Annotated in this window: 23 protein-coding genes; 7 read left to right on the top strand and 16 right to left on the bottom strand. The window is 45.6% G+C overall.

Annotated elements, in window-relative coordinates; translation table 11 throughout:
- Positions 1–4: 4 nt before the first annotated feature.
- The 3 genes from sufC to PAHA3_RS03660 all read right to left on the bottom strand — a co-directional run bounded on the left by sufC (position 5) and on the right by PAHA3_RS03660 (position 2327).
- Positions 5–787, bottom strand: coding sequence for a Fe-S cluster assembly ATPase SufC (gene sufC / locus PAHA3_RS03670; RefSeq protein ID WP_062833524.1), 783 nt, complete (start codon positions 785–787; stop codon positions 5–7).
- Positions 788–1164: 377 nt separating this feature from the next.
- Positions 1165–1740 carry a DUF1802 family protein gene (locus tag PAHA3_RS03665; RefSeq protein WP_062833523.1) on the bottom strand — a complete coding sequence of 192 codons (576 nt, stop codon included), beginning with the start codon at positions 1738–1740 and terminating at the stop codon, positions 1165–1167.
- A 125-nt stretch (positions 1741–1865) separates the two neighbouring features.
- Positions 1866–2327: a Dps family protein gene (locus PAHA3_RS03660; RefSeq protein WP_062833522.1), complete on the bottom strand. Its 462-nt coding sequence runs from the start codon at positions 2325–2327 to the stop codon at positions 1866–1868.
- A gap of 297 nt (positions 2328–2624) precedes the next feature.
- Here PAHA3_RS03660 and mtnK point away from each other — a divergent pair, with 297 nt between their 5' ends.
- Complete coding sequence (gene mtnK / locus PAHA3_RS03655; RefSeq protein ID WP_062833521.1) at positions 2625–3842, top strand: S-methyl-5-thioribose kinase; 1218 nt, start codon at positions 2625–2627, stop codon at positions 3840–3842.
- Between the two features lie 23 nt (positions 3843–3865).
- Entirely contained in the window at positions 3866–4939 is a 1074-nt protein-coding gene (gene mtnA, locus PAHA3_RS03650; RefSeq protein ID WP_062833520.1) for an S-methyl-5-thioribose-1-phosphate isomerase, read from the top strand.
- 132 nt (positions 4940–5071) lie between these two features.
- Here mtnA and PAHA3_RS03645 read toward each other — a convergent pair whose 3' ends face one another.
- The gene (locus tag PAHA3_RS03645) at positions 5072–5374 is read right to left on the bottom strand and encodes a YunC family protein (protein WP_017689545.1); all 303 of its coding nucleotides are present in this window, start codon (positions 5372–5374) and stop codon (positions 5072–5074) included.
- Between the two features lie 836 nt (positions 5375–6210).
- Between PAHA3_RS03645 and PAHA3_RS03635 the strand changes: the two genes are divergently transcribed.
- Positions 6211–6738, top strand: coding sequence for a hypothetical protein (locus PAHA3_RS03635; RefSeq protein WP_062833518.1), 528 nt, complete (start codon positions 6211–6213; stop codon positions 6736–6738).
- A 186-nt stretch (positions 6739–6924) separates the two neighbouring features.
- On the opposite strand, the gene PAHA3_RS03630 is transcribed toward PAHA3_RS03635, so the two are convergent.
- The gene (locus tag PAHA3_RS03630; protein WP_062833517.1) at positions 6925–7185 is read right to left on the bottom strand and encodes a hypothetical protein; all 261 of its coding nucleotides are present in this window, start codon (positions 7183–7185) and stop codon (positions 6925–6927) included.
- A 518-nt stretch (positions 7186–7703) separates the two neighbouring features.
- On the opposite strand from PAHA3_RS03630, the gene PAHA3_RS03620 reads away from it, so the two are divergent.
- Entirely contained in the window at positions 7704–8282 is a 579-nt protein-coding gene (locus tag PAHA3_RS03620; protein WP_062833515.1) for a hypothetical protein, read from the top strand.
- A 122-nt stretch (positions 8283–8404) separates the two neighbouring features.
- Here the strand turns inward: PAHA3_RS03620 and PAHA3_RS03615 are convergent, their stop codons facing one another.
- On the bottom strand, positions 8405–8791 hold the full coding sequence (locus PAHA3_RS03615) for a DUF423 domain-containing protein (RefSeq protein ID WP_062833514.1): 387 nt from the start codon (positions 8789–8791) through the stop codon (positions 8405–8407).
- 293 nt (positions 8792–9084) lie between these two features.
- On the opposite strand from PAHA3_RS03615, the gene PAHA3_RS03610 reads away from it, so the two are divergent.
- Together PAHA3_RS03610 and PAHA3_RS03605 are read left to right on the top strand one after the other, a co-directional pair.
- Positions 9085–9534 carry a hypothetical protein gene (locus PAHA3_RS03610; RefSeq protein ID WP_062833513.1) on the top strand — a complete coding sequence of 150 codons (450 nt, stop codon included), beginning with the start codon at positions 9085–9087 and terminating at the stop codon, positions 9532–9534.
- 108 nt (positions 9535–9642) lie between these two features.
- Positions 9643–10491, top strand: coding sequence for a DegV family protein (locus PAHA3_RS03605; protein ID WP_062833512.1), 849 nt, complete (start codon positions 9643–9645; stop codon positions 10489–10491).
- 197 nt (positions 10492–10688) lie between these two features.
- Here the strand turns inward: PAHA3_RS03605 and pdaA are convergent, their stop codons facing one another.
- Both pdaA and PAHA3_RS03595 read right to left on the bottom strand, forming a co-directional pair.
- Complete coding sequence (gene pdaA / locus PAHA3_RS03600) at positions 10689–11468, bottom strand: delta-lactam-biosynthetic de-N-acetylase (protein WP_062833511.1); 780 nt, start codon at positions 11466–11468, stop codon at positions 10689–10691.
- Positions 11469–11565: 97 nt separating this feature from the next.
- Complete coding sequence (locus PAHA3_RS03595) at positions 11566–11976, bottom strand: hypothetical protein (protein ID WP_062833510.1); 411 nt, start codon at positions 11974–11976, stop codon at positions 11566–11568.
- Positions 11977–12125: 149 nt separating this feature from the next.
- On the opposite strand from PAHA3_RS03595, the gene cysC reads away from it, so the two are divergent.
- The gene (gene cysC / locus PAHA3_RS03590; RefSeq protein WP_062833509.1) at positions 12126–12764 is read left to right on the top strand and encodes an adenylyl-sulfate kinase; all 639 of its coding nucleotides are present in this window, start codon (positions 12126–12128) and stop codon (positions 12762–12764) included.
- Positions 12765–12846: 82 nt separating this feature from the next.
- On the opposite strand, the gene PAHA3_RS03585 is transcribed toward cysC, so the two are convergent.
- The 8 genes from PAHA3_RS03585 to PAHA3_RS03555 form a co-directional block, all read right to left on the bottom strand.
- Positions 12847–14664 carry an ABC transporter ATP-binding protein gene (locus PAHA3_RS03585; protein WP_167350902.1) on the bottom strand — a complete coding sequence of 606 codons (1818 nt, stop codon included), beginning with the start codon at positions 14662–14664 and terminating at the stop codon, positions 12847–12849.
- Positions 14664–15797 carry a nucleotidyltransferase domain-containing protein gene (locus PAHA3_RS03580; RefSeq protein WP_235599468.1) on the bottom strand — a complete coding sequence of 378 codons (1134 nt, stop codon included), beginning with the start codon at positions 15795–15797 and terminating at the stop codon, positions 14664–14666. Before PAHA3_RS03580 ends, PAHA3_RS03585 begins: the two co-directional genes overlap by 1 nt.
- A gap of 52 nt (positions 15798–15849) precedes the next feature.
- Entirely contained in the window at positions 15850–16332 is a 483-nt protein-coding gene (locus PAHA3_RS03575) for a lasso peptide biosynthesis B2 protein (RefSeq protein ID WP_062833506.1), read from the bottom strand.
- Between the two features lie 4 nt (positions 16333–16336).
- Positions 16337–16636, bottom strand: coding sequence for a lasso peptide biosynthesis PqqD family chaperone (locus tag PAHA3_RS03570; protein WP_062833505.1), 300 nt, complete (start codon positions 16634–16636; stop codon positions 16337–16339).
- Positions 16633–17580: a hypothetical protein gene (locus tag PAHA3_RS03565; protein WP_062833504.1), complete on the bottom strand. Its 948-nt coding sequence runs from the start codon at positions 17578–17580 to the stop codon at positions 16633–16635. The genes PAHA3_RS03570 and PAHA3_RS03565 overlap by 4 nt, the downstream gene beginning before the upstream one ends.
- Before the next feature lie 138 nt (positions 17581–17718).
- On the bottom strand, positions 17719–17856 hold the full coding sequence (locus tag PAHA3_RS30105) for a paeninodin family lasso peptide (RefSeq protein ID WP_017689562.1): 138 nt from the start codon (positions 17854–17856) through the stop codon (positions 17719–17721).
- 29 nt (positions 17857–17885) lie between these two features.
- Positions 17886–19817: an asparagine synthase-related protein gene (locus PAHA3_RS03560; RefSeq protein ID WP_062833503.1), complete on the bottom strand. Its 1932-nt coding sequence runs from the start codon at positions 19815–19817 to the stop codon at positions 17886–17888.
- The gene (locus PAHA3_RS03555) at positions 19814–21082 is read right to left on the bottom strand and encodes a sulfotransferase family protein (protein ID WP_082762706.1); all 1269 of its coding nucleotides are present in this window, start codon (positions 21080–21082) and stop codon (positions 19814–19816) included. The genes PAHA3_RS03560 and PAHA3_RS03555 overlap by 4 nt, the downstream gene beginning before the upstream one ends.
- Between the last annotated feature and the right edge of the window lie 124 nt (positions 21083–21206).

The raw sequence follows: 21206 nt of genomic DNA, 5'->3' as shown, positions 1-21206 counted from the left end.
GTCTTTACGCTTCTTGACCTACAGTTTCGTCTGTAATTCCCAGTTCTTCCTTAACCCAGTCATATCCTTCAGCTTCCAGACGGTGTGCCAGTTCAGGTCCGCCGGATTTCACGATACGACCTTGCATCATAACGTGTACATAGTCAGGAGTAATGTAGTTAAGCAGGCGTTGATAGTGAGTGATGATCAAGAAACCACGATCTTCGCTCTTCATTGCGTTTACGCCGTTTGCAACGATTTTCAAAGCATCGATGTCCAGACCGGAGTCAATTTCATCAAGTACTACGATTTTCGGATCAAGCAGCATCATTTGCAGAATTTCGTTACGTTTTTTCTCACCACCGGAGAAACCTTCATTCAGGTAACGGTGAGCGAACTCAGGGTTCATGTCGAGTTCTTTCATTTTACCTTCCATTTGACGAATGAACTTGATCAGGGAGATCTCGTTACCTTCGCCGCGACGTGCATTGATTGCACTACGCAAGAAGTCGGAGTTCGTAACACCTGCAATTTCACTTGGGTATTGCATAGCCAGGAAGAGACCTGCACGTGCGCGCTCATCTACAGCCATATCCAATACATCTTCACCATCAAGTGTAATTGTACCGTCTGTTACTTCATATTTAGGGTGGCCCATCAATGCAGAAGCCAGAGTGGATTTACCTGTTCCGTTCGGTCCCATGATTGCGTGGATTTCTCCACCTTTCATTTCCAGGTTGATGCCTTTCAGGATTTCCTTACCTTCGATCGTCGCTTTCAGACCTTCAATGACGAAATTCGTAGCCATGTGTATTGTTTCCCTCCATTGATTAAATTGATGTTTGTTGTCGAAAACGAAAAAGCGCCTATTATATCTGAACAGGGCTTCCCCTGAATTTCTCCTGTACTTGATTCTGTAAAGGAAGAACACTTTAGAATAATTCTAAACTGATTCTCAATGATAATCAAGTCATTTCCTAAGAACCTTTGTCCCTTGCAGGAAACATTATTCTTTCTGATTCTATAATAAAAGACAAATTGAATCAAATTAGAAAACATCTTACCTGCAAATGTACAGTGAGAAAAATCACAGCAATTCAAGCTTTTATGTTATCTGCTGTACACTAATCCAAAAAAGGACTTATCCATATTATGGACAAGTCCCTCCGTTAATAACGTTACCATTTACATTTTGAGCATCTCGTTAATCTTCTGTACCTGTTCGTCAAAATCCGCAACGTCCACCACCGGCGTCATTTCGCGCGGCACCGGACCATTCGGAATAGAAATCCATGAACGGCAACCATTATATTCAGGCAGTACGGGGATCTCCATCGGTTCTTTCAAACGGTACACACGTAAAATCAATACATGGAGCGGATCTTTCCGTTTCCATTTCAAACGGTCTTCGGCAAAATCCGCTGTCCACATATGAAAGTCAAGAAGTCGATCCAGCATCTCCTGATCTCGTATCTCCAGATCCTGCGTTACTTCAGCGTATGCCGTAACGCGGATTGTTGAAGCTTCGGGCACCCATTCGGCCAATGATTCTTCAACATAGGATTGATCCGAGGACTTAATCAGTTCTTTACGCTGATGTTCATAAGTCGGATACAGGTAAAATGCTGGACTTTTCAGCTCAAAATGTCGGGTTTCCTCTACAATCCCACCTTTGCGCATCACCATAATCTGGCGACCCGTTTCCAGTGCTTTGATTGCAGAAGCCCATTCTTTTAAAGCCGGTATCGTTGGTTCTAACATAAGCGGTTCTCTCCCCTCTCGTTCTTGTCAGCAGTATAGACGCTCAGGGCATTTCTGACAACAGATCGGGGAGCAGAAGGCTTACGTAAGAGACACACTTGTATTAGGCTACAATAGTAGATTTATTAGCCCAGGAAAGAGCGAAGCATCCACATATGTTTCTCCAGATCCGCCTTGAAGCCTGTCAGCATATCGGATGTTGGTTGATCTTCAGCTGCATCTGCAACTTCGATCCCTTCCTGATATTCATTCGAAAGTGTAGCGAAGTCCTCGATCAGGTTTTGCACCATTGTTTTCGCGTCTTCGCCGCCTGCTGCTTCCTGGATAGAGGAAAGCTCCAGATATTCTTTCATTGTAGCCGCTGGGCTGCCTTTCAGCGTAAGAATACGCTCAGCGATTTCATCCATTTGCACCGTAACTTCGTTGTAGAACTCTTCGAATTTCACATGCAATGTGAAGAAGTTAGGTCCTTTAACGTACCAGTGATAGTTATGGATTTTGACATACAATACGTTCAGGTTAGCCACCTGACGATTAAGTACTTGTTCCACTGATTTTGCTTGATCTGTTTTGTTTGTTGTAGCCATATTAATCCCATCCTTTATTTAAAATTAGTCTGTCATGCAGCGGTAATCAGGTTGTCCTGCACTGTATAACAGAGAGTTAATAATGTGTCACCGCTTGGTAGCGGGGAGGCCTGCTCGCGGCGTTTCTCTCAACCGTCCGGCCTATTTGTTTTTACCCTTGAACAGGAAGTTCGAATCAGGATCGCCTTGGCTTGTCTCAAAAAAAAGTTCAAAAACCGCGCTATTTCCGATATACTGACATATACCAAGCAAAGAAGTGGGTTTTCCTGTTTCTTCATATATATGGAGGTGGCACCTTTGTCCCAATATCACCCTTTTACCCCCCAGGATGCAATTGAACTGGCCAAAACATTACCGGGTCCATTTGCGGCAGATGCGAATCTGGATTGTCACGAGATCGGCGACGGCAATCTGAATTTGGTATTCCACATTACGGATCAGAACTCCGATAAAAGTATCATTATCAAACAGGCGCTTCCTTATGCGAAAGTGGTTGGAGAATCATGGCCACTGTCTCTGGTGCGCGCCCGAATCGAACGTGAGATTCTTCAGGAAGAGTATCGTCTGTGTCCAGGGATGGTACCCAAAGTGTATCATTACGATGATGACCTCGCGTTAACGGTTATGGAAGATCTGAGTGATCATGTGATCATGCGCAAAGGCCTAATCGAAGGTGTTACCTATCCTCTTTTTGCACAGCATATTGGGGAATTCATGGCAAGAACGCTGTTCTTCACATCCGACTTGGGCATGGATCAGCAATTGAAGAAGGAACAACAGGGCAGATTCATTAATCCGGACCAATGCAAAATAACGGAAGATCTGATCTTTGATGAACCCTACCGGATCGCCGAGAAAAATAATTATGATTCTTCCATTGAAGATGAAGCTGAAGCCCTTCGTACAGATGGAGAACTTCACCTTGAAGTGGCCTTGCTGCGGGAAAAATTCCTGACACATGGGCAGGCACTGCTTCACGGAGATCTGCATACAGGCAGTATTTTTGTTACACCTGAATCGACGAAGGTCATTGATCCCGAATTTGCCTATTACGGCCCTATGGGATTCGATGTCGGTGCAGTCCTTGCGAATCTGCTCTTGAATTACGCATCCTTGCCAGGATGGATTCAGGATGAGACCGCTTTGCGTGAACGTGAAACGCTTTTGCTGAATATGGTTCGTGATGTATGGACTGAGTTCGAATCCCGTTTCCGTGCCCTCTGGGCTAACGACCTGATTGATCCAATGGCGAAAACGCCAGGGTACCAGGATCTGTATGTGCAACAATTGTTCAAAGATTCGATCGGCTTCGCAGGTGCCAAAATGGTTCGTCGTATTGTGGGCCTCGCTCACGTGGCGGATATAGATACCATCTCCGATGCGACCGAACGTGAACGTTCTCAGCGTAAATCATTGGCCATTGGTAAAGCGTTAATCAAAAACAATCGCCGCTTGAATACCATCGGTGAAGTGCTGGATCTTGTATCTACAGCTGTCTCAACTACTAAGGCTTAACATAAGGAACGGAGGAATCATCCATGACAACCCCTGAATATCAGCCTCTGTCCTCTCTCATCTGGAAAAAGGACAAGCTTGAAATGCTTGACCAGCGTCTGCTGCCCGAAACCATCCTCATGCTGAAATTGTACACACCCGAAGAAGTATGGGAATCCATCCACTCCATGAAAGTACGCGGTGCTCCAGCAATTGGCATTGCTGCTGCATTTGGTGTCGTACTGGGTGCGAAGTCATATGACGGAACGACCATTCAAGGCTGGCTGGATCACGTAAAATCCATATGTGCTCATCTGGCTACTTCCCGTCCAACAGCGGTGAACCTGTTCTGGGCACTGGATCGCATGATGCAAAAAGCAAATGAGGTCGTTGAATCCGGCCTGAGTCTGGAAGAGGGTAATACTGCTCTTGAAGTAGAAGCCCTGTTGATTCAGAAGGAAGACGAAGAAGTGTGCCGCATGATCGGCGAGAATGCACTACCTTTGTTCGAAGATGGTATGGGTGTACTCACCCACTGTAATGCAGGCGGACTGGCTACAGCGAAGTACGGTACGGCAACTGCTCCAATGTATCTCGCACAGGAACGTGGCATCCATCTCAAAGTATTTGCAGACGAGACTCGTCCTGTACTTCAAGGTGCACGCCTGACTGCATTTGAGTTACAGCAAGCCGGCATTGACGTTACGCTGCTCTGTGATAACATGGCAGGCATGGTCATGTCCAAAGGCTGGATTCAAGCCGTTATCGTCGGAACAGATCGTGTTGCTGCGAATGGCGATGTAGCTAACAAAATCGGAACCTACAGTGTGGCCGTGCTTGCCAAGGCTCACAATATTCCTTTCTATGTAGCAAGCCCACTGTCGACCATCGACTTGTCCACTCCATCGGGAGACCTCATTCCGATTGAGGAACGTGCTGCGGAGGAAGTGACTGAAGGATTTGGTAAACGTACCGCACCGCAAGGTGTTAAAGTATACAATCCAGCGTTTGACGTAACGCCTAACGAATATGTAACAGCTATTATCACGGAGAAAGGCGTTGTTCGCGCTCCTTTCCAAGAAAATCTGGCTGCCTTGTTCGCGAAGGAAGAAGCTTAACTTATGAAGAGTATTTAAAAAAAGTTTGTGTATATAGAGTTGGTGCATATCGTTGGTGGATACGACGTGCACTAGTTCTGAATTACGACGCTAAAGAAGGGCTTCCCATATGGGGAGCCCTTTTGTTAGTGATTAGATCATTTTCAACAAAGCCTCTACACCCGTCATGCCAACCGTAATGCCCATGGCCTCGGCTTCTGTTGTCACCGACTCCATAGGTGCATGCAGCAACTGCTCTAGTGTACGCACACCAACCGCCCGAGCTGCAATAATTTTGCGATCCCCGAGCTTCTCATTAAGTAATCCCACGTCGAGTGCTCCGCACATGATATATCCTTTGGATGTGTTAATGGTCAGCAACGTTGTTTTGGGCAGCTTAACTTCTACCCCAACCAATACATGCTCTCCAACTACAATAGGCTCCATCGTCACCATAATTTCCCGATCCACCTCCTCTTCCACAGGTCACGATAATTGTATGCCTCATTCTGGATTGTCGTGTGGACACCTGCCGTGTTTGAGAAAATGTAGGTACTTACAGTTCAAATACATTGTTGATAATTCTCTTCGCAGACTTAGATATTAGAAATATGCTTAGTTGGAAAATAAAAAGCTACCTAAGAAATGAGGCAGCTCCTTCACTGATTTAACCTACACTTTACATAGAATCCATTAGTTCATCGATATCGAAGTCCAGAGAGTTGTCGCTGTAGATTACTCGATTAATTAAGAAGCTTCCAAAGATAGAGAGGGAAAGACTAATATGTGTTTTTTTCTTATCTACTATCCAATAGCATTGGTAGCTTATCTTTCCAGCAGCTAGATCTTTCTCTTCGCCATCATACATAGTGACACGCTTGCCGCTTCGATCAAGAATGTCTCTGTTGTTAATAGATCTGTCATATGTTTCAAATAGATCTCGCTTTAAACTGAAATATTCACCTATCAAGTGCATTGTAGTTCCATTAGTATTGTTTGGGTCAAATACATACATTGCACGGACTAATTTGTTTTTGTAAAACAAGTAATACAGATTCGCATTCTTCCTAAATCCTTTTGTTTTATAAACTACGTAGGTAAAATCTTTACTTTTTACTGTTTCAAGGCTAAAAACGATAAAACCAACTTCTTCATACGTAGACCTCGTTTCCTAAATTATGGAATGATTATACTATGCCAAAAGGAGTGGGTCTATGGGATTAGATGCAAGGTAAATATTCATATAATACGTTGAATAACCGATAATGATATTAATCGGGAAGGAGGGAAATATGAACTCGATTTATAAAGTATCTTTTTTTATAACTGTACTTGTACTGATCATGTTGTCGTTTGTTCTTTTCACTGATATTAGAATTCCACTTGAAGGTACAGGTAGGTTCTATAAAAAAGAGACAATGAACTTTGGTATGGTCTTGTGTATTAGTATAACTGGATTATTGGGTGTCCTTTCAGGTTTAGCCGCACTTGAAGAAAAAGTATTGGTACATGCTTCATTTCTTTACAATTTCACGGGCTGGTTGTTTATGATGGCAGTTCATTATTACAGAGTTGCCTACAATAACGATTTATTTGATGGCTTACTTCTTAGCATCTTAAAATGGACTGCATTATTTATTATAATACATATAATATTTGCTTTCTTCTTCATTAGAGTGGATAAGAAAAAAGCAGAACGGGAAGAAGAGAAAAAGCGTAAAGGAAGTATTGAAAAAGTAGGTAACCATTACGTTTATACTTTTGGAGATGGAAGCAAGATTACCGTAACACAAGAAGACTTTCAGAAAAAAGATGAATAGCGAATACTAGTGGGGACGTCAATAATTGGCGCCCCTTTTTTTACTCTTTACGCTTCAACCAAATCAGGGGAGAGTACGCTCAATTCCGTCAGTTGACATCTGATTAAAATGCTCAGTACTTGCAGACAATTACAATGGCTTTATTCCATCACAATAATATCCTCAGCTTCTCAAATTGGGCCTACCTTAAAACGTATGTTCATCATTCTTTAATCGCCTTATCTCCGTCAAATCTCTTCTAATTCCCAGTACACGTCTATGAAGGACACTGCGATCTATTGATTCAGCTATCGACTTTTTGGACCGGACATCCGATTCACTTAATTGCTCCTGAGCTAGTTTCTTTTTATGTATTGGTTTGACTTGAAGTTTATTAATTTCAGGATTGATACGCTTCAATCTCTTCTGCTTCATAATCTGTTCAAATACGCTGTCCTCTTGACGCATGGTCTTCATTCCTTAAAGTTTGATGAACTCATTGTACCATAACAAGAAGACAGGTTGTGTATTCACTACACCATTCCATACCGATTTTAAAACCCTCCTCAATCCATCTCCAATTTATTTGTGAGTACATAATTTCAGAATCGAATAAAGCAAGTCCATTCAAAAATTTTTTAAACCTAATGAAATCTTTTCTCATAAGGTTCATGACGTGTCCCAGCACTTTGCGACTCTACTAAAAAACAAGATACAGTAGTTGTTCACACATGATATATCCTTTGGACATACTAATGGTTAGCAACGTTGTTTTGGGCAGTTTGACTTCTACCTCATCCAATACATGCTCTTCAACCACAATGGCCACCTGCGGAAAGACGTGAATAGTGGAGATTTATTGCAACATTTTTCCAATATATCAACTCATTTTCTGCGTCTCAAGCACTATGATTATTACCTTTTTAATGATATAGTGTATTGAAGCGTTTTATATGCTGACATACTTTTTAACGGGGCTGGGATGAATGAAAGAAACCTTATCCAATCAAGAGGAAATCGGCTTTCTATTTAATGTCGATATACTTATTAAGAGCCGCTCAAATGCATTGGCACTGCAGTCCCTGTTGGAGCTCATAAACAAAGAGGAACAAATTGCGGACTTTCGGATTCAATCCGGCATAGAGCTAGGCAAAATTATTGAAGCGACACTCCAGTCCAAGAAGGACTCCTTCGTCACACTTCACAATGAACGTAAAAAATCACAAGCCAACGCAGCACAGAAGGCGTCCACTGCAACTCAGACACCTGCCTCACCTGCTCCAGTCAAAGCACAGAATCAGCAAGAAAAAACAGTTAGCGAGAAAAAGCCTGCCCCCCAAACATCCAATGTTTCCGATGGAAATTCGTTTGATGCGTGGATTGACACGCTTATTAAAGAGAATCGTCTAACCCGTATTGTTGTCAACAACAAGAACGGTAAACATCAGAGCATTCCTTGCCGCATTTTGAATTTTGATCGGGATACCAGTGTGGTGAGTATCTACCATGTAGATGAAAAACAAGTGTATACGTTCCGAACCAATGAAATCGATGAGTTTCTGTAACTAACTTCTAACTTCATCTGATTAAAACAAAAAGCAACTTGCGTTAGAATGACGTGACATTCTAACGCAAGTTGCTTTTTAAGTTCAATGAATCATGATCCTACAAGATTGATTCAGCTGGATCATGAGCGATCCTTACCTCTCTGCCATACATCTAATGCCAGTAACAACCATCCGGCAATGAAGGCTACCCCACCAATCGGTGTGATGGCTCCCAGAATCTTGATACCGGAAATACTGAGCACATACAAGCTGCCCGAAAACACGATAATTCCGATAAACAACAGACGCGCGGCCCATTTCAGTTTCGTAGATGCCCCAAGCTGACCCGCCGTCAAGCCGATAATGAGCAAGGCCACTGCATGAATCATGTGATATTGCACACCCGTCTCATATGTAGCTATGGCCGCCGGTCCAATTGTATCCTTGAGCATGTGTGCGCCAAACGCACCGATTGCCACCGATAACATGGTCATTACAGCTCCAAGCATCATCCATCTTCGTTGCATGTAAGTTCTCTCCCTTAATTCAACTCTTCCCTTCTTTTATTGTAGCGAATCCACTCACCCTTTACCAGTCAGGGCGGAGCTTGACAGATCATATGTCTGTTTATACTTACTATTCCTATCCCTACCCTATGTATCATAGAAAACTGGCGTAAATCCTTGATTTTTATCGATAATTATGGAAAAGTAAACAGGTATGCATTCGTTGTATTTTAAGTGCAAGTTCAAAAAGATTGGTTTACGCCGATTAGGTTAATAACACTCAGTACGATGATTAAGGGAGGGATATTACAATTATGGATAATCACAATTCCTACAATTCAGGTTATAACAACACAGATCAATATAATAACAACATGGTTGAACCATACCCTCCAGATCATGAGAGGCAACCCATGGCTCCACTAAAACATTCCGGACCTGGAATCGCCAGCTTTATCATTGGATTGGTCGCAGTCGTGGGTTACATTCTGATATTCTTTATTGCCGCCATGGCTCTAAACGATTCAATCGAAGTTCTCACTCCGTTGCAAGCAGAAGAGCTTGCCCTGCATCCAGCGGTAATTCTGGCTTCCTTATCTATACTGGTTTGCCTGATTCTTAACCTGGCCGGAGGCATCCTAGGAATCATTGGTCTTATCCTCAAGAATCGCAAGAAAGTCTTTGCCATTATCGGGACGCTGTTAAATGGGATCATCATTCTGGCATTCATTGGTCTTATTTTGGCAGGCATGAGCATGATGTAACCATTTGCATCAGCGTCATGTTTCCTTATAATTAAAATGAATGGGTTTACACCTGGATATAATCTATATTATTTTGCTAAAAATTCTTGTATTTCAAAGGAGATTGACATGTCACGAATCAAAATTTTTGCGGACAGCACAAGTGATCTGGCTCCCGAATGGATCCAGCAACACGATATCGGTATCATCCCCCTGTATGTGGTGTTCGGTGAAGAATCATTGAAAGACGGTGCTGAGATTAAGCCTGAACAGCTATATGAACGTGTCAGTCAAGATGGGCGTCTTCCCAAAACAGCTGCACCTTCACCTGCTGATTTCATGACGGCCTTTCAACCTTACATAGACCAAGGGGATGAAATTTTATATATCAGTTTATCCTCTGAACTTTCCTCTACCTACCAAAATGCACGACTCGCGAGTTCCGAGTTTCCGGAAGGTCGAATTTCCGTCATCGACTCACAGAATCTCTCATCCGGAATTGCTCTTATGGTGATGAAAGCAGTACATGCGGCCGATAAAGGACAAAACCTGACTCAGATTACACACCTGATTGAGGCAATGAAACCAAATGTGCGCACGGAGTTTGTCATAGATACACTGGAGTATCTGCACAAAGGCGGGCGTTGTTCAGGCATGCAGAACCTGATTGGCAGTCTGTTGAAGATACGCCCTGTCATCCGAGTAACGGATGGCAAAATGGCACCTGCCTATAAAGTGCGCGGGAAACGGGAGAAAGCCCTCGAACAAATGCTGCAAAATACGCTCAGCGCGAAGGAACAGATTGATTCCGACCTGCTGATCGTTGTGCATACCATGGCTGAAGACGATGCGCTCGACCTGCAGAAGTCTTTGCAAGAACAGACGGGTGCCCGGGTGGAACTAACCACTGCGGGGTGTGTAATATGCAGTCACTGCGGTCCCAAAACGATTGGAATTATCTATAATACAGTTATATAGTTACACACAACATTGTATCGTATAACTAGATCCTATCTTCTGGATCTGTATGTGGTCACATCCAATACTTGCAACCGACATACCGATACAACACAAAAAGGGCATTCCGAGCTTAATCGCTCAGGATGCCCTTTACCATTTTGCTAAACCTAAGGAACGATCTTTCGTTTAAACCGACGGGTCATGCTGAAAATGCATCAATAACTTTTGGTCCGCAAATCATCCAGACTTTTAAAAGCATATCCTTGTTTACGCGCCTCATCGATAATGGAACCCAGAGCTTCCGTGTTGTCTTTGGATACCGAATGAAGCAAAATGACAGCCCCCGGATGCAGCTGTTTCAACACCTGCTGATGAGCATATTGTGCACCACGCTGCACATTCGTATCCCAGTCTTTATACGCAACAGACCAGAACACATTCACATACCCTTGGGCATGACTCTCTGCGAGCGTACGATTGTTAAAAATTCCACGTGGTGGCCGCAAAAAGGTCGCTTGTTGACCCGTTAGCCGATTCACTTCCGACTTGACCTTATCCAGTTCCAGCCTAAGCTTCTCATTGGAGATGCGGGTCATATCTGGATGGCTCCATGAATGGTTACCCACAATATGACCTTCAGCCGCCATGCGTTTGACCAACTCAGGTTGATCCTTGAGATAATGACCAGTCACAAAGAAAGCCGCAGGCACCTTCTTGGCACGCAAAACATCCAGTATGGCAGGCGTGAACCCATTCTCATACCCGTTATCAAACGTGAGATACAATTCCTTCTGCTTCGTATCCCCCAGGAAAATGGCATCGTTATGTTGTAAAATCGATTTAAAGCCTTCCTGGTCAATGGAGGGGAGCTGACCATTTTGACTTTTCTTGAAGCCAAAGTGATAAGCTCCGGTAACCGGCGATGCTTCAGCCTGTGCCGGTACCATACTGATGGATAATAGCCCCAACAGTATGTATAGAACCATTCGCTTCATTCTATCCGCTCCTGTTCCTGCAAAATTCGGTTAGTCGTTTGCACACACGAACACCTTCAGCTAATATGCCACAGGAACGGCTAATGTATGTAAATCATTAACGATCAAAACGTTTATTTTCATGTTGTGGCGGCGTTTGATGAAACAGTTCGAGCAAAGTCTGTGGTTTGCCACTGGAAGCGAGCCACTCCCTCACAGTCTGTATCGCACGGGTCTGCCCATCTCCCCGATCACGCCATGTAAGTAGCTCGATGACTTTGATAATCAAGGCCGACATATTGTGATTATCCAGTTCAGACCGCTCTGCCCTCAGCTTGTGATACAAAGCCTCCTGCTCCCAATCAAGTAGAATCTCATCTCCGATGGTTGGTTTCAATAGCGTGTACGCTCTGTCACAACCTTTACAACGAACCGTGCTAACCTGTTCATCTATAAATTCCACTCGGACATCCTGCTGGCAATCCGGGCACTTAAATCCAACCTGTATGTTTTGTATGTTTTCACTCATGACATTGTTCCTCCTGCTATGTATGTACTACATCTATACCCGATATGTTGTCGATTCACGCTTATTTTGAAGAAATCTGTAAGGTGCTATAATCTTGTAAATATGTTAAAATATTATACATATCATGGTAGGGAAAAGGCGGGATACTCATGTCAAAGGAAGAGCGCAACATAACCTGGCAATCATCCAGCATCAACAGACAAGACCGGGAGAAACATAATGGATACCGTAGTCGTGCCATCTGGTTTACCGGGTTATCGGGTGCAGGAAAGTCATCCCTTGCATTTGCCCTGGAGCAGTATCTCTACGACCAAGGCGTGCGTTGTTATGTTCTAGACGGGGATAATGTGCGCCATGGACTGAACCGGGATCTCGGTTTTACAGCTGGGGATCGTCAAGAAAATCTGCGGCGAATTGGTGAAGTGTCGAAGTTAATGCTGGATGCCGGGCTGTTCGTCCTTTCAGCCTTTATCTCTCCTCATGAACAGGATCGGGAGATGGTTAGACAGCTATTTGAACCGGATGATTTCATTGAAATCTATGTGCGCTGTTCGATTGAAGAATGTGAGCGGCGTGATCCCAAGGGCCTGTACAAAAAAGCCCGCAATGGTGACATCCCACATTTTACAGGCATTTCCGCCCCCTATGATGTACCCAAATCTCCTTCGTTCATTATCGATACGGAGCAATGGTCTATTGATGCCGCCGTGCAGGAGATCGTACAGCATTTGGAGCAGATCGGTGCTCTTCAACTGCCGCTTCCTTCCAATTCAGCACTGGTTCATTAATTATCAGTTACTACTTATATTAACGACTTACATGAAAGGCGCGCCCATCGTGGCGCGCCTCTTTACGTTATGTCATAACCTCCTACTGTCCCACAACACCCGCTTGCATGTTCAGTAGTTTGCTGAAGGTGCCTACGGGGTCTGTAGATAACTGCTGATATCCGCCCTCCTGGATGACACAACCTTCGTCCAGCACAATCACACGATCTGCCGTTCGAATGGTGGACAATCGGTGTGCAATCACAATAATGGTTACATGTCCTTTCAACCGTTCCAGCGCCTCATGAATATACTGTTCATTCTCACTATCCAGCGCACTCGTTGCTTCATCCAGCACTAGCACCGAAGGATTCCGCAGCATGGCCCGGGCGAGCACTAATCGCTGGCGTTCTCCTCCCGACAGACGAATACCTCGATCACCTATAATCGTATCCAAACCCTGAGGTAACTTACGCACAAAAGCCGCAGAAGATGAAAACTGCAAAGCCTGCCACATCTGTTCTTCACTTGCATTTGGATCAACCAGACGCAGATTCTCACGAATACTCGTATGAAATAGAAATGGGTCCTGGGAGACATATCCGATGGAACTTCGCCAGCTCAGTAGTCGCTCTTCTGACAGAGGTATACCATCAATCAAAATACGACCAGTCTCGGGCCTGACGAGGCCCATAATCAGATCTATCAGCGTGCTCTTCCCTGCTCCGGATTTGCCTACGATTGCAGTCATGCCCCTTGCCGGAATAGAAGCTTGCACATTCATTAATGAGTAGGTATCACTGCCCTCATAGCGATAAGAGACATCCTGACATGTGATAGATTCTTTAAGTGCCATTGGTTGAATCCCATCAATTCCAACATCTCCAGCTGAAGCAATCTCTTCACTAATCTCACGACTTTTCGCCGTCTGCGCTTGCAATTCTCTTACCACCCGAAACGCAGGCAGCATGGAGCTGATGTACTCCAGATTGGACTGAATTGCCGTAAATCTGGGCCATAAGCGGGAAAAGATAAGGATAATAAGCAGTAGACTTGCCGGAGGTACCGTCATTACACGGAGAGAAAGATAGATGAATGCCGCAATAATGATAGCCGCGGACATCCGGTGAATCAGCTGTGTTCCACTGTTCAATTGGCTGAACTGAATGACGTTGCGTTCAATCTGTCTGCACATGCGCTCGAACCAGTTCATATGTGAACGCTCAAGCATGTTGCTCTTAATATCCTTAATGCCGTTGAAATGCTCGGTAATGCCGTTATAATAACTTTGCGAGAATTCAGAGGTCTGGTCTCCGATCTGCTTGGCCCGCTTGACGAATTTTCTCAAGACTATAAATAAGAGCAATCCACAGACCAGCACAAGTGCCGTCAGCTTGGCGGATAACCAGAAAGCAAGACCAATCTGTATCCCCGTAAAGATCAGCGAGGCTGCCATTTGCAGCATAATGCTCGTTCCTTGGCTCACACGTGCAAGTTCAGTCGTTAATATATGGTTAAAATCGGATTTTCGTTTTTGGAGAAAAAATGACCATTGCGCCATGATAATGGCTCCATAGGTTTCCATGCGCAGCGTTCGTACAAATTGCTGCTGGATTCGCGTATTACGGATCGTCTGGAGGCGCTGCATCCAGGCCTGTCCGGAGACAATTAACACAAAGGTGAACAGTACGAGTAACAATTGGCTATTTTCAGAAAAACGATTCAACACTTCGCCAAGCCAGGGAATGTTTAAGCCTGTGGAGCCCATCTCAAATATGCCAATCAGACTCAGCATCGGAACAAGCATGTAGATGCCGATCCCTTCCATGAGACTGATACAGATCATTCCTAGCAGATTCCAATATAGAATGGGCCCCGTGACATGATGCAGCTTTCGCATGAAGTACTTTAATTCCGAGATCATACTTTACCCCTTTCCGTCACCGTATACCTTTTAATTCGCCGCCAGAACCAGAGAAACGGACGTAACGGAAAGTATAGAAAAAACAACGAACGTGGAAGCGGCAATTGATCCACATCCCATGTACTTGGATACAAGCGTTCAATAAAGAAGAACCACTTCTGCTTCGTGCTTCGAAGTTTAAACAAATACGATTGATAATTTTTCATATCAGCCGGACTTTCCAGCATGTCGTTCATGAACTTTGCGCCTTCGTTGGCTAATCGCTTGCCTGTACGGTCACTCAAGGACATCAAGGACCTGTACTCTACATCCAGCGGCGTGTTCAGCAGCTCCGAAACCAGATAAAGAGCCTGTGAACCGATCGATAAACGTCCCTCAGCTTTCAGACGTCTCTCTACTTTCTTCACATCGAGTGGCATGCTGCGGATCATCTGATCGATATCCAGTAACCAGCGCAGTCTGAACCAGCCGTGTCGTGCACCATGGGTTACGAGATAGGCCCATAGATCTTCTTGTTCGAGCATACGGACAGGTGTCTGTGTGTATGAACTGAACCGGCTACGTTTCCACAGCAATTCAAAATCGGTTTCTTTGCCCGAATCCGGGTTCAGGCGCCAATGGATCTCCACTTGAGTCCGTTTGACCGGATGGGTGTAACAGATATGATGTTCCCGCCATTTCCAGCTGCGCACCGTAGGTGCCCGCTCCCCTTCCTTGGATACGTATCCGAGGGTAGCCAGAATGCCTTCAGCCGCTTCCACATCATCGAATGGAATCAGAATATCCAGGTCTTTGGAGGTTCGCATCGATACATCGCCATAGAGATCATGCGCGAGCGCTGGTCCCTTTAGTGTAATATTGCGGATGCCGCGTTCACGAAAAGCTCCGCATACCTGCTCCATCTCAGCTGTCAGATGTAACATACGAAACGTATTGGCTGTATATTGTTGTCTCAAACTCTCCATAACATCTGCAGGAATGATCGTGGAGTTCAGTTCTTTCATTTTCAAATAAAGGACAGAGTATAAGCGGTGATGATAGACAAGCCGCAGAAAGAGCTGCCAATCGGTTCCTTGCAAACTCGCCTTGAGTTCTTCAGGGGATAGAGCCGTCAGATCACCTCTAATCATGCTCAAAATCAGCTTAAGCTCCTTCGGAAACCCTGATGAATAGAGTTCACTTTCATGTATCATAGACAATCTCCCCAGATCCCTTCTCCGGACACCGTTTGCCAAACACACCGACAACCGTATATTGGTCCATAGTATCAGCTCCGGTCACGATCAATTTCCCACTTCGCAGCCAGGCATGAGCCATCATATGTCCTTGCTTATTCCGTGCAGTCCCCATATATAACGTACTCTCTATCTTGCGTCGCTCAAGCATTTTCATTCCGGCAATCGCCATCACCAGGCAGCGGCTTTCCCATAACGTATATTTGCTGGCAAGCACAATCGCTTTGGAAATATTCCGTATCGCAATTACCTCGCTGCGGTCGAGTCCGGTCATCGGTGTTTCGACCATGGGCGTCCCTAGCCCTGGTGCGATTTTGGCAAATGGCATAGCCTTCAGAATTCGCGCCCAACCCAGGAGGACATAAGCTTCCCAGACCAGTCGGCGCATCGCGCGTGGAAGGGAGAAATAGGCCTTTATTTTTCGCAGCATCGTTCTACACTCCGCGGGTAACGTCAATTAGTCCTTCACGGGAAAGATGTTCCAGGAATTGCACTACCTGCTCACGACATACATCTGGCTCAATCTCATACTCCGCAGCCAGCACCTCAACCAGTTCACCCAATGTGCGTTCCTCTGCAATCAGATCCCAGATTCTCCCGCCGGTACTCCCGAGATTATAGTACTTTCCAGAGCTAATGCTCATCATAACTTTCTCACTGCCCATATCACTAACCAGATTGCCTTCCTTCCGGGTTACCCGGTCTTCCACATTCATCGGTGTAGTCGCTGTCATTGTCCTGTATGCACTCCTTTGCGAATATGATCTGTGATCCGATCCACCATCTCAAATGCTGTAAACTCAGCACCGGTTCTGGTCAATCTACCTATTTCCACACTTGCCGAGAGCCTTGAGACGGTCTCGAACAACCATTGTGCCAACCCCTGTCTTGCAACAAGTCCACCACGGAACGTATGGGAACACAGCAGATGCAGTCGTTCCAGCCCTGTCACTTCAACCAGTTGAACGGACGTATGGTCTTCTTCCGGTTGTGGAGCAAGTTCAAATATCCCTGCCAGTGGCACAGCCATCTCATGAAAATAGTGCTGAACAGGTATGGCATACTTCGTAATCTCTGCATGAACCGTTGCATAATCCTGTTCCTTCATGCCGAAGCCATCCAGACTGGGCTGCCACAATTTCTGCTGCGGATAACCAGGTGATACGATGGCCCTTCCCCCGGCATCCCAGGTCAGTGCGACAACATCATCGGTGAGAAGCGGATACCCGCGTGATGCGAGTGCAGCCGACAACGTCGATTTACCTGCCCCCGAATGTCCGACAAATGCGTAAGCCCATCCATCAATAACAACTGCACTACCATGCAGCGGAAGAATGCCACGTTGCATCATAATGACCGCCATACATGTGCCCAGAATAAATAATCTAACCTTCTTCTCATCTGCTTCCGGCTGGGGGCATACAACGATGCGCTTTCCGTGCTCCATTAGAAACAGACCTGTATCTTCGATTTTGAAAAAAAGGCTGCCTTCCCGTGCCACAAAGTTGTCGTTGCCGAGATCCCACTTTTCCCATAATGTATTCAGATCTGATGACTCAATGTGTACATCCACGACATCAGAACGAATCTCTGCATCCTTGGGTACGCTCTGTAATTCAGGCATTGGAATTTGGCTCGACCAGCGCAAACCATACGCTACATAATGCACAGGCAACAATGAACGACGCCTCCTTCGTAATAAAATGTAAAAAAAAGCCCTTATATTCGTGTTGCTCAATATAAGGGCGGAGGCGAAAAGCTGGATTTAGTGCATTCCGCCCTTTAAGTATGATGACACTTCATAAAACTTAATAACTTAGGAAGTTGGATCGTACAGATCCGCATCGTGAACCGTTACCCAGTCAATTTGTCTGTAGCCAGTACCGGCCATCGTTTGATTGACTTCCAACACTTCAAGAGCTGGTGCTTGCCATTCCTTTTTTTCCATTTGCATCGTATTCACCTCCTTTCATGTGCCCTCATTCAGAATTTCCGAATGAACCGATAAACGATCAGACTATGCATCATTAATCGCAGATCTGGATGAGAAGCAAGTTCAGGTCTCGGACTCGGAAAATTGGCTAGAGCAGACTTGATACGCTCCGTGTTTAATATGCCAGCAACCTTGCTATCAGAACACAACGCACGCAACTCTGCCGTAAAGGCATCCCAATTCGGAATGATGCGATGTAACCAGTCCGCCGGCTGTACACCCCGTACCCGCTGATTCAGTCTGACCTTGTCAGGCAACTCTGGTGAAGTAGCCCGGCGAATCAAGGAGCGATCCGTCCCGTGTTTCACATATTGTTCAATCGGTACGGACAAGCAGAACCGAATGACTCTGGCATCGCTTGTCGGGTCACGCTCCCAAGCCCGATAACGGAGAGAACATTTCGTGGCTACAGCACCGTTTTTGTTCGCAATGGCCAGATTATTGAATTTCTCGGCACGCACTTTGAGTGCATCCGCCTGAGCACCACCCTGCAGAACAATAATGGATTTGAGTCGTTCCAGTACACCCGTTCTTTGCGCAAAATCAGGATGGATCAACTGCACGGATGCAGCCTGGCTGGCTCCTTTGGATTGAGCCTTGAACCAATCCGGATATGCCTTTTTCCCGGTGATCTTGGCTATACGGGAGAAGGGCATGCCGGTCCGTTCACTATACTGCTGCATCTCACGGAACCAGCGGTACCAGCGACCACTTTTCAGTAGACTGGCGTAATAATCCAGAGCAGGCCCCCAGGAGATGGTGAAATTACCACGTGCTCCTGTGAGCAGAATGCCTGCATCCTGCTGGCTCGCTTTTTCATAGAATCCGCGTATCCAGAACGAATTTTCAAAGTATTTATAGGGCATTTCCATAATGTCGAGCCAGGTATCTACTTCACTAAGTGGACTTCTGCCTTCAAAATCAAGATAGTTCTCGGTTATATTGCCGACATGATTAATGGTGGAACGAATGAAGGGCCTCTCGTCCGCCAGCAACGTTTTCGACGTATAATCAGTGAAATCCGGCACGGGAACATAACTATAGGCATGCAGCCGTTTGCCCTGACTTCTCAGTGTTCCGGAGGCAAAACCAACCACGGCCCCAGAGTCCAACCCGCCACTTAATGCAGCAGCCACCTGTCTGTGGGTTCGCAATCGTGATCCGACAGCCTGCCCAAAGACCTCTCGAAACGCTTCTACATACTCACCGTCGGACTTAAGTCTTAGAGGCTCCACTTCATCCCAGCGATGGTATTGCTTCAGTTCCAGTCTCCCGTCCCGGAAGACAAGTGTATGTGCAGAAGGCAGTTGGCTTATTCCCCGATATACGGTCGAGTTGATATCTGCTGAATCATGCATGTCAGGAATGGCAAGGAACTCAGACAACCAGGTCTCATCAAGTTCTTTATGTACCCCTTCAAGCCCGAGCAACGGATTCATGAGTGTACAGAAAGCAAAACGTGAACCATCATGTCGGTAATAAAAAGCTCTCATGCCTGTAATGTCTCTTGCTGCATATAGTTTGCGATTCCGATCATCCCAGATGGCAAATACAAAATCCCCTAGCAATCGGACAGCTACATCGTCTCCCCAGCGTTGATAGGCACGCAAGATCAGTTCACTATCCGCCAGCATAGCCAGTTCCGCTCTGGATATGTGCAATTGATCAGCCAGTTGTTCCCGATTATCCAGGATGGCATCTGCTGTGATGGTCAGACCACTTTCCTCATCATATAAAGGCAGCTTCTCGCTCACTGATTCCGGTGTAATCCACTGGGCATGACAGCTGAGGAATGCCTCATGTCCCTTCCATACGCCTGTCGTATCTGCAGGAACATGCCCCAGGCTTGCGTACAAACGCCAGCTGTCTTCCCATAGCGCCTGCTGACCATCGTTGTGAACAATTCCTGCTATGGCGCTCATGATTTCCCTCCCCGTAGAATCTTGCGCTGTGAAGCCCAGGCGCTGATCTGATGACCAAATGGTACCCATGATTTGATACGCTGTATTTTGCTTTGAGCGGAGGCCAGCTGGACTTTCAAGCGCTCACGCTCACTGTATCCCCGTTCCAGACGATGATCTGCTGCACGCAGTGCGGCCTGCAATTGCCTGATCGTTGCCAGCGCAGCCAACGTCGGATCTGTCTTTTCCTTTCCTTCGCCAACTGGATCATTCCGATTCGCGAGCGAATCACGAACAACAGAATCAGCTGGCTGCAGCCGGTATTGTTGCTGCCACTGGCAACCGGTCGCTACCGTCAACTGATGCGTGATTCGGTCAATGACCTCCTGATCCGGACTTGCCTCATAACGAACACCCGTCCATTGTTCAGCTTCCGCCAGCTGTTCACTGTACCCCATCCGGTGGAACAGATCTGCACCCATCACACGGCAATACAGTTCAACTTCTTGCGGATCTAATATACTTTTCCAGTTGTTAACAGAACCCTGATGAGCCTCTTGATGCGAAGAGAGGAATGGATCACCCACACCCATACTGTAGAACATGTCAGATTTTGCACTGTCTAGAAACTGTCCATACTGTTCCATACCCTGTTCATATCGAATTCCCAGAAATGCACATAGTTTCTCGAGTTCTTCCTGAGGTCTGGCGACCAATTGTTCATATTGCAGTTCATGCGCATTGGCGTGTGGTTCGGCAAAATAATCATTCAAACGGAGCATACCCAGTGTGAGATCTACAGCTTTCATATTTAATTTGTTACTCTGCAGACTATGAGTCAGGTCGAATCCTTCACCTGTATGACGGTTTACCTTTTTGAATGATGCTGCGATGGCCAGAGGATTACGCTGGAGATGAATGCGCTTGGACTGCGGGAACAGACGATCCAGCCATTCAAGCATGTAATAATAACGAGGTGATTTATCAACGATGAAATCTGCTCCACTGCCTTCCAGGAATCCATTGTAGATCTCAAGAGCAAAACTTCTGCACGCCTTTTCGAAGACATCCTCAGATACCATGGCATTGTAGAACTGACGCATGATGGAGCTGCCACCATAAGCACGTGAATCGGTCTTTGGCAGATCGACAAGACTCATCAGAAACCACATTTCCTGGGTGGCAAATATACGGCTGTGATTTTGTAGCATGACGGTGGATAACGAGCTACCACTGCGGGGAACACATAGTAAGAAAACAAGTCCGTTACCTTGAGCGTCGATCAATGGCAGCCTCTCCTCTGTTCATTAAAATAAGCATGCAGCCGGGATAGACAAGACTCTACTTTTGTGCTTGGCAAAACGATTACTACGAACGCTATAGGTCAGCATTTTGCAACATTCCGTCGGA

Origin of the sequence: Paenibacillus amylolyticus (assembly GCF_001570725.1) — a bacterium.
In the GTDB taxonomy this organism is placed as follows: domain Bacteria; phylum Bacillota; class Bacilli; order Paenibacillales; family Paenibacillaceae; genus Paenibacillus; species Paenibacillus amylolyticus_A.
Note: the sequence above shows the minus strand (reverse complement) of the source record. Positions and strands in the feature narration are given on the sequence as shown.

Excerpts from the sequence above, each read along its gene's own strand:
- PAHA3_RS03620 (WP_062833515.1), top strand. The coding sequence starts at position 7,704 with ATGAAAGAAACCTTATCCAATCAAGAGGAAATCGGCTTTCTATTTAAT.
- pdaA (WP_062833511.1), bottom strand. The coding sequence starts at position 11,468 with ATGAAGCGAATGGTTCTATACATACTGTTGGGGCTATTATCCATCAGT.
- PAHA3_RS03610 (WP_062833513.1), top strand. The coding sequence starts at position 9,085 with ATGGATAATCACAATTCCTACAATTCAGGTTATAACAACACAGATCAA.
- cysC (WP_062833509.1), top strand. The coding sequence starts at position 12,126 with ATGTCAAAGGAAGAGCGCAACATAACCTGGCAATCATCCAGCATCAAC.
- mtnA (WP_062833520.1), top strand. The coding sequence starts at position 3,866 with ATGACAACCCCTGAATATCAGCCTCTGTCCTCTCTCATCTGGAAAAAG.
- PAHA3_RS03645 (WP_017689545.1), bottom strand. The coding sequence starts at position 5,374 with ATGGTGACGATGGAGCCTATTGTAGTTGGAGAGCATGTATTGGTTGGG.
- PAHA3_RS03630 (WP_062833517.1), bottom strand. The coding sequence starts at position 7,185 with ATGCGTCAAGAGGACAGCGTATTTGAACAGATTATGAAGCAGAAGAGA.
- PAHA3_RS03635 (WP_062833518.1), top strand. The coding sequence starts at position 6,211 with ATGAACTCGATTTATAAAGTATCTTTTTTTATAACTGTACTTGTACTG.
- PAHA3_RS30105 (WP_017689562.1), bottom strand. The coding sequence starts at position 17,856 with ATGCAAATGGAAAAAAAGGAATGGCAAGCACCAGCTCTTGAAGTGTTG.
- PAHA3_RS03660 (WP_062833522.1), bottom strand. The coding sequence starts at position 2,327 with ATGGCTACAACAAACAAAACAGATCAAGCAAAATCAGTGGAACAAGTA.
- sufC (WP_062833524.1), bottom strand. The coding sequence starts at position 787 with ATGGCTACGAATTTCGTCATTGAAGGTCTGAAAGCGACGATCGAAGGT.
- PAHA3_RS03615 (WP_062833514.1), bottom strand. The coding sequence starts at position 8,791 with ATGCAACGAAGATGGATGATGCTTGGAGCTGTAATGACCATGTTATCG.
- PAHA3_RS03580 (WP_235599468.1), bottom strand. The coding sequence starts at position 15,797 with ATGATTAGAGGTGATCTGACGGCTCTATCCCCTGAAGAACTCAAGGCG.
- PAHA3_RS03595 (WP_062833510.1), bottom strand. The coding sequence starts at position 11,976 with ATGAGTGAAAACATACAAAACATACAGGTTGGATTTAAGTGCCCGGAT.
- PAHA3_RS03570 (WP_062833505.1), bottom strand. The coding sequence starts at position 16,636 with ATGACAGCGACTACACCGATGAATGTGGAAGACCGGGTAACCCGGAAG.
- PAHA3_RS03575 (WP_062833506.1), bottom strand. The coding sequence starts at position 16,332 with ATGCTGCGAAAAATAAAGGCCTATTTCTCCCTTCCACGCGCGATGCGC.
- PAHA3_RS03665 (WP_062833523.1), bottom strand. The coding sequence starts at position 1,740 with ATGTTAGAACCAACGATACCGGCTTTAAAAGAATGGGCTTCTGCAATC.
- PAHA3_RS03560 (WP_062833503.1), bottom strand. The coding sequence starts at position 19,817 with ATGAGCGCCATAGCAGGAATTGTTCACAACGATGGTCAGCAGGCGCTA.
- PAHA3_RS03605 (WP_062833512.1), top strand. The coding sequence starts at position 9,643 with ATGTCACGAATCAAAATTTTTGCGGACAGCACAAGTGATCTGGCTCCC.